Source organism: Saccharothrix sp. NPDC042600, assembly GCF_040647305.1.
GTDB lineage: Bacteria > Actinomycetota > Actinomycetes > Mycobacteriales > Pseudonocardiaceae > Actinosynnema > Actinosynnema mutabilis.
The window spans coordinates 45258-57397 of the sequence record NZ_JBEZBW010000024.1; the positions used below are offsets into that span (position 1 = coordinate 45258).

Sequence of the window (12140 nt, forward strand, 5' to 3'; positions counted from 1 at the left end):
TAGGCTTCCTCCGTGGTGACCGAGCAGAGCTGGCGACGGGTCGGGCGGGACGGTGGGCTGCCGTTGTTCCGCGTGGCCGGTATCCCGGTGCTGCTCGCGCCTTCCTGGTGGCTCGGCTCCGCGGCGATCGTCGTGCTGTACGCGCCGATGGTCGAACGGCTCGTCCCGGGCCTGAGCGGAACGGCGAGCGTGCTGCTCGCGGCCACGCTCGCGGTCCTGTTGGGGCTGTCGGTCCTGGCCCACGAGCTGGGGCACAGCCTGGTCGCGTTGCGGCTGGGCATGCCGGTGCGGCGGTTGCGGCTGTTCCTGCTCGGCGGCGTGTCCGAGATGATGCGCGCGCCGGACAACCCGCGTCACGAAGGGCTGATCGCCGCCGGTGGGCCGGTGGTCTCGACGTTGCTCGCGGGCGCTTTCGCGCTGGGCGCGTCCGCCATCCCGTACCGGGACGCGGTGTGGCTGCTGATCGCGCAGACCGCGTTCGCCAACGCCGCCGTCGCCGTGTTCAACCTGCTCCCGGGCCTGCCGCTGGACGGCGGGCGCATCCTGCGGGCGGGCGTGTGGGCGGTCACCGGCCGGCGCGCGACGGGCACCAAGGCGGCCGTCGTGGGTGGCGGCGTGGTGGCGGCGGCGCTGGTCGTCTGGGCGGTCATGGGGCTGCTCGACGGGGCCGAGGACCGGTGGCTGGTGTTCGGCGTGTGCCTGATCACGGCGTGGGTCGTGGTCGCGGGCGCGCGCGGTGAGCTGACCGCCGAACGCCGGCGGACCTGGCCGGAGGGCCTCACCCTCAGCCAGCTCATGCAACCGGTGCTGCAACTGCCCGCCGAGAGTCCCGTGTCGGGCGCGCTCACCGCGTCCGCCGGGCGGGGCGTGGTGCTGGTCCGCGCGGACGGCGTCGCGGCGGGGCTGCTGGACCGGGGCATGGCCGAACGCCTGGCCACCACCTCCCCGCACGCGCCCGCCGAGCAGGCCGCCGTCCCGATCCGGCCGGAGACCGTGCTGCTGGAGAACGAGACCGGCGACGAGCTGGCCGAACGCGTCATGGGCACGCCCGCCTGGGAGTACCTGGTGGTGGACCTCGAAGGGCGGCCCTCGGGCGTGTTGCGGCGCGAGGACCTCAAGGCGGCCCTCGACCGCGGCTAGAGCAGCCCGGCGTCCTGCGCGAGGATCGCCGCCTGCACCCGTGAGCGCAGGTCCAGCTTGGTCAGCACGCGCGACACGTGCGTCTTCACGGTCGTCTCGCCGATGTGCAGCTTTCGCCCGATCTGGTGGTTCGACAGGCCTTCGCCGAGACACCGCAGCACCTCGACCTCCCGCTCGGTCAACGCGTCCAGCGCCGCCGGCCGGGACTTGGGCGGCGCCGCCGCGAACTCGGCGATCAGCCGCCGCGTCACGCTGGGCGCGAGCACGCCGTCCCCGGCCGCGACCTGCCGCACCGCGTCCACCAGCGCCGCCGCCTCGACCGACTTGAGCAGGAACCCGGCCGCACCCGCCCGCAACGCCCCGTGCACGTACTCGTCCAGGTCGAACGTGGTCAGCACCAGCACGTGGCACACTCCGGCGAGCTGCCGGGTCGCCTCGATGCCGTCCGTGCCGGGCATCCGGATGTCCATCAGCACCACGTCCGGCCGCAGCTCGCGCGCCATCCGCACGGCCGCGCCGCCGTCCGCCGCCTCGCCGACCACCTCGACGTCCTCGGCCCCGTTCAGGATCAGCACCAGGCCCGCGCGGATCGCCGCGTGGTCGTCGGCCACCAGCACCCGGATCACAGCGGCAGCTCCGCCCGCACGACCCACTGTGCCCCGTCCCGGCCCGCCGCGAACGTCCCGCCCACCGCGTGCGCGCGTTCCGCCATGCTCACCAAACCCGTCCCCGATCCGTCCCCGGCGGTGCGCACCGCGTTGCGCACGACCAGCACCAACCGCCTGACCTGCCGTTCCACCCGCACGGACGCGTCCGCCCCGTGCTTCAACGCGTTCGTCAGCGCCTCCTGCAGGATGCGGTAGGCGGCCAGGTCCACCGCCACCGGCAGCCCGTCCACGTCGTCCGCCGCGAACTCCACCGCCAGCCCGCCCGCGCGCGCCGACTCCACCAGCCGCGCCGCGTCCGCCAGCCGCACGGTGACCGGCTCGTCCACCGGGTCGTCGGCCCGCAGCACGTCGATCATGGTGCGCATCTCCGCCAGCGACTGGAGGCTGTTCTCCCGGACCGACTTGAGCACCGTGCGCACGGTCGCGGAGTCCGCCGGCATGGACAGCACCGCCTCGGACTGGATCGCGATGGCCGACAGGTGCCCGGCGACCACGTCGTGCAGGTCGCGGGCCATGCGGGTGCGCTCGGCGTTCACCGCGGCCCGCCGGTCCAGCTCGACGATGCGGGCCAGCTGCCGGGCGCTCTCCCGGTGCTGCCGGACGTTGGTCGCCCACCACACCGGCACCACGACCAGCGAGAACATCTGCAGGCCCGCGTAGAGCGACTCGCGCCAGTCGGTGCTGAGCACCCCCACGGTCAGCGTCAGGCCCAGCGTCGCCACCGCCACGATGGCGATCAACGCCCGGTGCAGCCGCCGCGGACCGTCCAGCGACACCACGAACAGCACGTCGATGAACACCATGACCACCGGGATGCCGATGCTGGTCAGGTCGAGCAGCACCGCGCCGAACGCCAGGGCCAGCGCCAGGCCCGGCAGCACGCGGCGGAACAGCGTCCCCAGGCAGCCGACGGCCAGCACCGCCAGGCGCGTCCACAGCGGGGTCGGCCCGTCGTCGTCGCCGAAGACCAGGTCGAGGTCGAGCAGGTAGATGACCGTCCCGAGGGCGAAGAACCCGAGCGCGACCAGCACTTCTCGGCGTTTCGGGCGGATCTGCACCCCCGCATCACAACACACGTCCGGCGCGGGGTGCGTCCTACGAAGTGATGACGCCCGGTCGATCCGGTCGCCGACGCGGCGGACCCGGTCCCACCAGCACGCTTGTCGTCGTGGTTGATCCGTTGGTCGTGGTGATCGTGGCGTGTGAGGTCGGGTTCTGGGTCGTGCTCGGCCTGGGGCTGTTCGCCCGGTACGTGCTGCGCATGCGCAGGGTGGGCGGCGTGCTGCTGGTGTGCACGCCGTTGGTGGACGTGGTGCTGCTCGTGGCGACCGTCCTGGACCTGAGGAACGGGGGAGAGGCGAAGTCGGCGCACGGGCTCGCGGCGATCTACCTGGGCGTGAGCGTGGCGTTCGGGCACAGCATGCTGCGGTGGGCCGACCAGCGGTTCGCCCACCGGTTCGCCGGTGGGCCACCGCCGTGGCGACCGCCGAAAAGGGGGCGCGCGAGGGTGCGCTACGAGTGGCGCGAATGGGGCAAGTTCGCTCTCGCGTGGGCGGTCACCGCGGCGGTGATCGGGCTGTTGGTGCTGGTCACGGGGGACCCAGAGCGTACTCAGCCGCTCTGGGGGCAGATGGGTGGCATGACCGTCGTGGGGCTGGTCTGGCTGGTGGGCTGGCCGGTCTACCACTCGGTCACGGAGAAGGGGGAGTAGATGCGGGAGGTCGTGGGGATCATCCTCGCGGTGCCGCAGGGGGTGGTGCCGCTGGTGCTGATGGCGCTGGACGTGGACAGCAAGAGCTGGTTCCTGGTCCGGTACCTGCCGGAGTGGGCCCAGTTGCCCGCCGCGGTGGTGTTCGTGGTGGTCGGCGCGCTGCTCGCGGTGTCCGGCAGGCGGGCCGAAGGACGAGGCCGCTGAGGGGGCGGCGCGGGGCTTCTGCGACCATCGTGCGCTGTTGTTCCGCATTTAAGCAGGAGGTTCGCCGCGGTGAGCACCGCCAGTGGTCCGTTCCAGCCGGGAGACCGGGTGCAGTTGACCGACCCGAAGGGACGGCACTACACGATCGTGCTCGAACCGGGCAAGGAGTACCACACCCACCGCGGCGCGCTGTCGCACGACAAGCTGATCGGGCAGCCCGAGGGGTCCGTGGTGACGTCCGTGGGCGGCACGTCGTTCCTGGCCCTGCGGCCCCTGCTGGCCGACTACGTGCTGTCCATGCCGCGTGGCGCGCAGGTGATCTACCCGAAGGACGCCGCGCAGATCGTCATGTACGGCGACGTCTTCCCCGGCGCGCGGGTCCTGGAGGCCGGGGCCGGGTCGGGCGCGCTGACCTGCTCGTTGCTGCGGGCGGTGGGGGAGAAGGGCAGCGTGACCTCGTACGAGGTGCGCCAGGACCACGCCGACCACGCGGTGCGCAACGTGGAGCAGTTCTTCGGGGAGCGGCCTGGTAACTGGTCGTTGACCGTTGGTGACGTCGCGTCGCACGAGGGCGAGGTGGACCGGGTCGTCCTGGACATGCTCGCGCCGTGGGACGTGCTGCCGGCGGTCTCGCGAGCCTTGATCCCCGGTGGTGTCCTGGTGGTGTACGTCGCGACGACCACGCAGCTTTCGAAGGTGACCGAGGCGATCCGGGAGCAGCAGCACTGGACCGAGCCGCACGCCTGGGAGACCTTGGTGCGGCCGTGGCACGTGGTGGGGCTGGCGGTGCGGCCGGAGCACCGGATGATCGGGCACACGGCGTTCCTGTTGACCACCCGGCGGCTGGCGGACGGCGTCACGCCGCCCCGGCCGCAGCGGCGTCCTTCAAAGGGCTGACCTGCGGAAACGGCCCGTGTGCCTGGTGTGCGCACGGGCCGTTCGCGGTCGGTGGGTCGGGCCTGCGGCCCCCGGTTCGATCATCGCACGGGGGACCGACAGGCCGGGCGGGTCAGCCGCCGATGCCCTCCAGGTCCTTGAACATGCCGCAGACCTTCCAGTCGCCGTCTTCCTTCACCAGGTCGATCGTGTAGTCCTTGTCCTTGATGAAGTCCTTGTAGTCGTCCGGCACGCCCGAGTACGCGACCCGCGCCTTGGCCGTCGCCTTGTCGCCGTTCTCGGTCACCTCGCCGAGCGTGTGCTGGGCCTTCATGTTCTTCAGCTCGCTGCTGCCCGGCGTGTCGCCCTCGGACTCCTTGGCCTTCTTGCGGAGCTCGTCGAACTTGGTCACGTCGCCCTTGCAGAGCAGGCCGCGGACCGACTCGGCGTCGGCGTCGGAGTCGGAGTTCTTGTTGAGCAGGGCGACGTAGGACTCGGCGGTGTCCTTGGGCGAGCCGCCGCCCACGAGCGTGACCAGCAACACCGCCACGACGGCGATCACCACGACGCCGACGCCCCCGAGGATCCACGGCAGGGGGCTCTTCTTGCGCGGCGCGCCGTAAGGATCACCGAAACCACCCGGTTGGCCGTAACCGGGCTGACCGAACTGGCCTTGCTGACCGTACGGCTGCGGCCCGGGACCCGGCGCGCCCGGCTGACCGGGCGGCGGGAAACCACCCGGCGGCGGCCCGTAGGGCGGCTGCTGCCCACCCTGTGGGAAACCCTGCGGCGGCGGCGGGAACCCGCCCGGTTGCCCGCCGAACCCCTGCTGCGGACCGGGCTGACCTGGTTGTTGACCGAATCCACCAGGCTGCGGACCGTACGGTCCCGGCTGCTGAGGGGGGACGGACATCACGTTCTCCTAGAACTTTGCGCTGGTGACGGGCGAGGATGCCCGGAACACGAAAGGTGACTCGAACTAGGACGCACGGTAGCGGGCGAGGGGTTCCGTCAGACACCGGTATGGAGCAGTTCATCCGGCCGAGCGGGCGGAATGTGTGATCACACGACCGCCGGGAACCCGGTCGATGGCCGCTTTTGTCGGTGATCGCCGGTACCGTTGTCGTACGAACACGGGAGGAGGGTGCCGACATGCAGCACGGTCATCCCGGCAGCCAGCCCGATGAGGGTGGCGAGCTGAACAAGGGCAACAACTCTGGTGAGCTGACAGCGCAGATCAGGTTCCTGGAGGACGAGATCGCGTTGTTGCGCCGCAAGCTGACCGAATCCCCCCGGCACGTCCGCTTGCTGGAGCAACGGCTCGCCGAGGCAACCGAGCGCGTCAGCCAACTGACCGAGCGCAACACCAAGCTCATCGACACCCTTCGAGAAGCACGGAGCCAACTGCTCGCCCTGCGCGAGGAAGTGGACCGCCTGGCGCAGCCGCCGAGCGGTTACGGCGTTTTCCTGGCGCGGTTCGAGGACGGCACGGTGGACGTGTTCACCTCCGGCCGGCGCATGCGGGTCTCGGTGTCGCCCGCGGTCGAGACGGCGTCGCTGGTGCTGGGCCAGTCGGTCCGGCTCAACGAGGCGCTGACCGTCGTCGAGGGCGGCGGCTTCGAGCGGACCGGCGAGGTCTGCACGTTGCGCGAGGTGCTCGAATCCGAGGAGGAGGCCTCCATCGGGCGCGCGCTGGTCGTCGGCCACGCCGACGAGGAGCGCGTGGTGTGGCTCGCGCAGCCGCTGATGGACTCGCCGCTCAAGGCCGGCGACTCGCTGCTGGTCGACTCCAAGGCGGGCTTCGCCTACGAGCGGGTGCCCAAGGCCGAGGTCGAGGACCTGGTGCTGGAGGAGGTGCCCGACGTCAAGTACGAGGACATCGGCGGCCTGTTCCGGCAGATCGAGCAGATCCGCGACGCGGTGGAGCTGCCGTTCCTGCACGCCGACCTGTTCCGCGAGTACAAGCTGCGCCCGCCCAAGGGCGTGCTGCTCTACGGCCCTCCCGGGTGCGGCAAGACCCTCATCGCCAAGGCCGTGGCCAACTCGCTGGCCAAGCAGGTCGCGGCGGCCCGCGGCGACGACCGGCGCGAGGCCAAGAGCTACTTCCTCAACATCAAGGGCCCGGAGCTGCTCAACAAGTTCGTCGGCGAGACCGAGCGGCACATCCGGTTGATCTTCCAGCGGGCGCGCGAGAAGGCGTCCGAGGGCACCCCGGTGATCGTGTTCTTCGACGAGATGGACTCGATCTTCCGCACCCGCGGCTCCGGCGTGTCCTCCGACGTGGAGACCACGATCGTCCCCCAGCTGCTCTCGGAGATCGACGGCGTCGAGGGCCTGGAGAACGTGATCGTGATCGGCGCGTCCAACCGCGAGGACATGATCGACCCGGCGATCCTGCGGCCGGGCCGGCTCGACGTCAAGATCAAGATCGAGCGTCCGGACGCCGAGGGCGCCAAGGACATCTTCAACAAGTACCTCACGCCCGACCTGCCGATCCACGCCGACGACCTGGCGGAGTTCGGCGGCGACCCGGTGGCCTGCATCGAGGGCATGGTGCAGCACACCGTCGAGCGGATGTACGAGGAGTCGGAGGAGAACCGGTTCCTGGAGGTGACCTACGCCAACGGCGACAAGGAGGTCCTGTACTTCCGGGACTTCAACTCCGGCGCGATGATCCAGAACATCGTCGACCGGGCCAAGAAGGCGGCCATCAAGTCGCTGCTGGACACCAAGCAGCCGGGTCTGTCGGTGCGGCACCTGCTCGACGCGATCGTGGACGAGTTCGCGGAGAACGAGGACCTGCCCAACACCACCAACCCGGACGACTGGGCCCGGATCTCCGGCAAGAAGGGGGAGCGGATCGTCTACATCCGCACCCTCGTCACCGGCAAGAACCAGGAGTCCGGCCGGGCGATCGACACGGCCACCAACACCGGCCAGTACCTGTAAGAGGCACTCTCCCCGGGAAGCCCGTCCACCTCGTGTGGGCGGGCTTCCCGCATGGGCGCGCCCGGTCCGGGGTAGTCGTTGACCATGAACTGGTGGGCAGGGGCGCTCTTGTCCGTGTACGCGGCGGCCGTGTTCTTCGTGGCGCGCGACGCCGGGCACTTCTCCGCGTTGTCGATCGCGGTCGTCGTCGTGCTGGCGGCGGGCGCGGTGGGCACGTGGACCGGGCGGCGCGCCGGCCTGTGGGCCGGTTTCGGCGCGAGCGCGCTGGCCGGCGGGGCCCTGCTGGTCTCCGCCGTGCGCGACGCCGAGCCGTCGGGCTTCTGGCTGGCCGCGATCGCGTTGTTCCCGGCCGCGCTGCTGACACGGTCGCTGTTCGGGCGGCCCGCGGCCCAGCGGCCGCAGCGCCCGGACCGGCTGTGGCTGTGGTTCCTGGTCTTCGGCGCGCTCGGCGTGGCGGCCGGTGTGGTGCTCGCGGCGACGGCCCCGGTGTGGGCGGGGGTCGGCACGGCGGCGTTCGGCGTGGGGTTCCTGCTGTTCGGGGCGGTGCTCAGGCCGGCGCGCGAGCGGGGTGACGGCCGGGACTTCCCCGCGTCGTCGGCGCGGGTGGCGGCCCTGGCGGGGTCGTTCGCGGCGCTGGCGTTCGGCGCGGGCGTCCTGGCCGCGGTGTTCGCCTCGGGTCGGCAGTGGGGTGGCGTGGGCGCGTTCGGGCTGGCGGCGGTCGCGCTGGCGTGCGGCCTGGTGATCGTGCTGGTCCGCGGCGGCAGCGGGGTCCGCGTGGGCGGCGACGGTCTGGAGCTGCGGTTGGGTCGGCGGCACGCCGTGCTGGACTGGTCGCAGGTGGTCTCGGTGGACCTGGCGAGCGTCTCCGGCCAGCACTACCTGCTCGTCGAGCCGACCGACCCGGCGATCAGCGAACGCTTCGACGGGCTGCACCGCAAGTGGTTCGACCGCCGGTTCGTGGCGTTGCCGCTGCTCACCAACTCCGCGGACCCGGAGGCGGTGCACGCGGCGGTCAGCTCCCGCCTGCCGACACCAGACCGGACTCGTACGCCGCGATGACCAGTTGAGCCCGGTCGCGGGCCTGGAGCTTGTGCAGCAACCGGCCGATGTGGGTCTTCACCGTGCCCACCGACAGGTGCAGGGTCTGGGTGATCTCGGTGTTCGACAGGCCGCGCGCGATCAGCGCCAGCACCTCGCGCTCGCGGTCGGTGACGCCGTCCAGCCGCACCGGACGGGACTCCGGCAGGCGCGCGAACTCGGCGATCAGCCGCCTGGTCACCGAGGGCGACAGCAACCCGTCACCCTCCGCGACCACCCGGATCGCGGACAACAGCTCCGCCGGCGGCGTGTCCTTGAGCAGGAACCCGCTGGCCCCCGCGCGCAGCGCCGCGTAGACGTACTCGTCCAGGTCGAACGTGGTCAGGATGAGCACCCGCGACTCCGGCGAGGTCACCGAGACCTCGCGGGTGGCGGCGATGCCGTCCACGCCCGGCATCCGGACGTCCATCAGCACCACGTGCGGCCGGGTGCGGGTCACCACCGACACCGCCTCCGCCCCGTCACCGGCCTCGCCGACCACCCGCAGGTCCGGCGCGGAGTCCACCAGCACCCGGAAGCTGCCGCGCAGCAGCGCCTGGTCGTCCACCACCACGACGTCGATCACGCGAACGGCACCTCCGCCCGCACCCGGAACCCGCCGCCGCCGCGCGGCCCCGCCGCGAACGTGCCCCCGTACACCGCCACCCGCTCCCGCATCCCGATCAGCCCGTGCCCGCCACCGCCGGCGAGCACCCGTTCCCCCGGCCCGTCGTCGGTCACGTCGATCCGCACCGACGACTCCCCGACCGCCACCTCGACCCGGCACCGCGCCGGCGCGGCGTGCTTGACCACGTTGGTCACCGACTCCTGCACGATCCGGTACACGGTCAGCCCCAGCGCGTCCGGCAGCGGGCCGCCGGAGACCTCCAGCTCCACCGGCACGCCCGCGAGCCCCGCCCGTTCGACCAGGCCGGGCAGGTCCTCCAGACCCGGCATGGGCGCCAGTTCGACCGCGGAGTCCTCCGACCGCAGCACGCCCAGCAGCCGCCGCATCTCCACCAGCGTGCCCCGGCTGGTGGTCTCGATGACCGCCAGCGCCTCCCGCGCCTGCTCCGGCTGGGTCTCGGCGACGTGGTTGGCGATGCCGGCCTTCACCGTGATCAGCGACAGGCTGTGCGCGACCACGTCGTGCAGCTCGCGCGCGATGCGCAGCCGTTCGTCGGTGACCGCCTTGGCCGCCTGGTCGGCCGCGGCGCGCTCGGCGTAGGCGCGGCGCACCCGGGTCGAGTGCCCCAACGCCCACGCGCCCACGAGCAGCACCGCCACCACGATCGCCAGCCCCAGGTCGTCCGGCGAGGGCTCGGCGTAGAAGATCGCGGCGACGCCCGGCACCAGGGTGAGGAGCAGCACCGCCACGGACCGGTTGCGCGGCGCGGTCGCGGCGGCCATGTAGAGGGCGAAGGCGGCGGCCGAGTACGGCTCCCGCGTCATGTGCAGGAACGTGGCGAGGTTCAGCGCCGTGCCCACGACGACCACCACGCTCAGCGGCCACTTCCGGCGCACCGCCAGCGGCAGCCCGACCAGCCCGGCGACGGCGTAGCCCAGCCACCGCGGCCCGGTGACGTACTGGGCGAACTCCAGGTAGACCAGCGTCACCAGCACGCCCGCCAGCACGTCCAGCAGGTACAGGTAGACCGTGGGCAGCCAGGCGGGCAGACGTGATCGCACGAGCAGAAGGTAATCACGCGCGGCCCGCCGGACATCGGACCACGGTCCGACCCCGATCGCAGACCGCCGTCCGATCCGCCGGACCGCTCCACCGGCGACGCTCGTCCCGTGATCGAAGTACGCGAACTCACCAAGCGCTACGGCACCCACCGGGCCGTCGACGGGCTCAGTTTCCAGGTCGAACCCGGGTACGTGGCGGGCTTCCTCGGACCCAACGGCGCGGGCAAGTCGACGACCATGCGCACGATCCTCGGCCTGGACCGCCCCACCAGCGGCGAGGCCCTGGTCGGCGGCAAGCGCTACGCCGACATCCCCCAGCCGCTGCACCACGTCGGCGCGCTGCTCGACGCGAACGCCGTGCACGGCGGCCGCAGCGTCTACAACCACCTGCGGGTGCTGGCGCGCAGCAACGGCATCGGCGTCGCGCGGGTCGTGGCGACGTTGGAGCAGGTCGGGCTCGCGGGCGTCGCGGGCCGGCGGGTCGGGACGCTGTCGCTGGGCATGAAGCAGCGCCTCGGCGTCGCGGCGGCCCTGCTCGGCGACCCGGCGGTGCTGCTGTTCGACGAACCGGTCAACGGCCTGGACCCGGAGGGCATCCGGTGGATCCGCCACCTGATGCGCGGGCTGGCGGCGGAGGGCCGCACGGTGCTGGTGTCCAGCCACCTGATGAGCGAGATGGCGCTGACCGCCGACCGGGTCGTGGTGATCGGGCGCGGCCGGCTGATCCTCGAAGCCTCGATGCGGGAGCTGACCGAGCGCTTCCAGCGCGACGTCCTGGTCCGCACCGGCGCTCCGGGCGAGCTGGCGGCGGTCGTGGAACGGCTCGGCGCGACCGTCCGGCAGGAGGACGGCGCGCTGCTGGTGCACGGCCTGAGCGCCCACGACATCGGCGAGGCCGCCGCCCACCGGCGCATCGCGGTGCACGAACTGACCCCGCGCAGCGCGTCGCTGGAGGACGCGTACCTGGAGCTGACCGACGACAGCGTGGAGTACCGGACGGTGACCCGATGAGTGGTGTGCTGGCGTCGGAGTTCCTGAAGCTGCGCACGGTCCGTTCGACGTTCTACCTGCTGTTGGTGCTGGTCCTGGCGTGGTTGGCGGGCGTGCTGGTGTCGTACCTGATGACCGCCGACTACGACAGCCAGCCGCCCGAGGTGCAGGTGAACTTCGGCGCGGCGGACCCCGGGATGGTGGTGCTGCCGTTCGGGCAGTTCGTGCTGGGCGCGGTGGGCGCGTTCGCGGTGACCACGGAGTACGGCAGCGGCATGATCCGGACCGCGCTGACCGCCGTGCCGCGCCGGGGGTCGCTGCTGCTGGCGAAGACCGCCGTCGTCGGTGGGGTGTCGGTGGTCGTGGGCGGGGTGGCGACGTTGCTGGGGTTCCTGTCCGGTGAGTGGATCACCGGGGACCGGCCCAAGCCGATCTCGGCCTACGACTCGTTCGGCGAGGCGTTGCCGACGCTGCTGGCCAACACAGCGTCGTTGACGATGATGGGCCTGTTCGGGCTCGGTCTCGGGTTCCTGCTGCGGTCCACGGCGGGTGTGCTGGTGACGTTGTGCGGGCTGCTGTTCGTGCTGCCGGGCATCACCTTGCTGCTGCCCGCGCCGTGGAACGACCGGTTGTACTCGGTGATGCCGCCGGTGCTGGCTCCTCAGTTGGCGGGAGAGTTGCCGGGCGCGCCGCTGAGCCCGTGGGCGGCCGGGGTGGCGATGGTGGTTTACCTCGTCGTGGCGCTGGGCGGTGGGGCGGCGGTGCTGCTGCGTCGGGACGCTTGACGGGTGCGGAGCGTGGTCGTTATGGTCCGGATAGTTAGGAAACTTTCCTGA

13 protein-coding genes are annotated in these 12140 nt (G+C 72.0%); 8 read left to right on the forward strand and 5 right to left on the reverse strand.

All coding sequences use genetic code 11. The annotated features are described in order from the left end of the window. Positions 1-12 precede the first annotated feature (12 nt). A complete protein-coding gene (locus AB0A74_RS17570) occupies positions 13-1140 on the forward strand; it encodes a M50 family metallopeptidase (RefSeq protein WP_358250541.1) in 1128 nt (375 codons plus the stop codon). Here AB0A74_RS17570 and AB0A74_RS17575 read toward each other — a convergent pair. Then, positions 1137-1766 carry a response regulator transcription factor gene (locus tag AB0A74_RS17575; protein WP_358250543.1) on the reverse strand — a complete coding sequence of 210 codons (630 nt, stop codon included), beginning with the start codon at positions 1764-1766 and terminating at the stop codon, positions 1137-1139. The two genes, AB0A74_RS17570 and AB0A74_RS17575, sit on opposite strands and share 4 nt — an antisense overlap. Continuing rightward, a complete protein-coding gene (locus AB0A74_RS17580; RefSeq protein ID WP_358250545.1) occupies positions 1763-2866 on the reverse strand; it encodes a histidine kinase in 1104 nt (367 codons plus the stop codon). The genes AB0A74_RS17575 and AB0A74_RS17580 overlap by 4 nt, the downstream gene beginning before the upstream one ends. Before the next feature lie 110 nt (positions 2867-2976). On the opposite strand from AB0A74_RS17580, the gene AB0A74_RS17585 reads away from it, so the two are divergent. The 3 genes from AB0A74_RS17585 (at position 2977) to AB0A74_RS17595 (ending at position 4620) form a co-directional block, all read left to right on the forward strand. Continuing rightward, positions 2977-3519 (forward strand): hypothetical protein, encoded by a 543-nt coding sequence (locus tag AB0A74_RS17585; RefSeq protein ID WP_358250547.1) that lies wholly within the window; start codon positions 2977-2979, stop codon positions 3517-3519. Then, positions 3520-3723 (forward strand): hypothetical protein, encoded by a 204-nt coding sequence (locus tag AB0A74_RS17590; RefSeq protein WP_358250549.1) that lies wholly within the window; start codon positions 3520-3522, stop codon positions 3721-3723. 69 nt (positions 3724-3792) lie between these two features. Beyond that, positions 3793-4620: a tRNA (adenine-N1)-methyltransferase gene (locus tag AB0A74_RS17595; RefSeq protein WP_309110710.1), complete on the forward strand. Its 828-nt coding sequence runs from the start codon at positions 3793-3795 to the stop codon at positions 4618-4620. 112 nt (positions 4621-4732) lie between these two features. Here the strand turns inward: AB0A74_RS17595 and AB0A74_RS17600 are convergent, their stop codons facing one another. After that, on the reverse strand, positions 4733-5512 hold the full coding sequence (locus tag AB0A74_RS17600) for a hypothetical protein (RefSeq protein WP_358250551.1): 780 nt from the start codon (positions 5510-5512) through the stop codon (positions 4733-4735). A gap of 239 nt (positions 5513-5751) precedes the next feature. Here AB0A74_RS17600 and arc point away from each other — a divergent pair, with 239 nt between their 5' ends. Next, positions 5752-7548 (forward strand): proteasome ATPase, encoded by a 1797-nt coding sequence (gene arc, locus AB0A74_RS17605; protein ID WP_358250553.1) that lies wholly within the window; start codon positions 5752-5754, stop codon positions 7546-7548. 84 nt (positions 7549-7632) lie between these two features. Next, on the forward strand, positions 7633-8607 hold the full coding sequence (locus tag AB0A74_RS17610; protein WP_358250555.1) for a hypothetical protein: 975 nt from the start codon (positions 7633-7635) through the stop codon (positions 8605-8607). On the opposite strand, the gene AB0A74_RS17615 is transcribed toward AB0A74_RS17610, so the two are convergent. Both AB0A74_RS17615 and AB0A74_RS17620 read right to left on the reverse strand, forming a co-directional pair. Then, positions 8561-9211 (reverse strand): response regulator transcription factor, encoded by a 651-nt coding sequence (locus AB0A74_RS17615; protein WP_358250557.1) that lies wholly within the window; start codon positions 9209-9211, stop codon positions 8561-8563. The two genes, AB0A74_RS17610 and AB0A74_RS17615, sit on opposite strands and share 47 nt — an antisense overlap. Further along, complete coding sequence (locus AB0A74_RS17620) at positions 9208-10314, reverse strand: histidine kinase (protein ID WP_358250559.1); 1107 nt, start codon at positions 10312-10314, stop codon at positions 9208-9210. Before AB0A74_RS17620 ends, AB0A74_RS17615 begins: the two co-directional genes overlap by 4 nt. Before the next feature lie 108 nt (positions 10315-10422). Between AB0A74_RS17620 and AB0A74_RS17625 the strand changes: the two genes are divergently transcribed. Continuing rightward, the gene (locus tag AB0A74_RS17625) at positions 10423-11325 is read left to right on the forward strand and encodes an ATP-binding cassette domain-containing protein (protein ID WP_358250561.1); all 903 of its coding nucleotides are present in this window, start codon (positions 10423-10425) and stop codon (positions 11323-11325) included. Then, the gene (locus tag AB0A74_RS17630; RefSeq protein ID WP_358250563.1) at positions 11322-12089 is read left to right on the forward strand and encodes an ABC transporter permease; all 768 of its coding nucleotides are present in this window, start codon (positions 11322-11324) and stop codon (positions 12087-12089) included. Before AB0A74_RS17625 ends, AB0A74_RS17630 begins: the two co-directional genes overlap by 4 nt. Positions 12090-12140 lie beyond the last annotated feature (51 nt).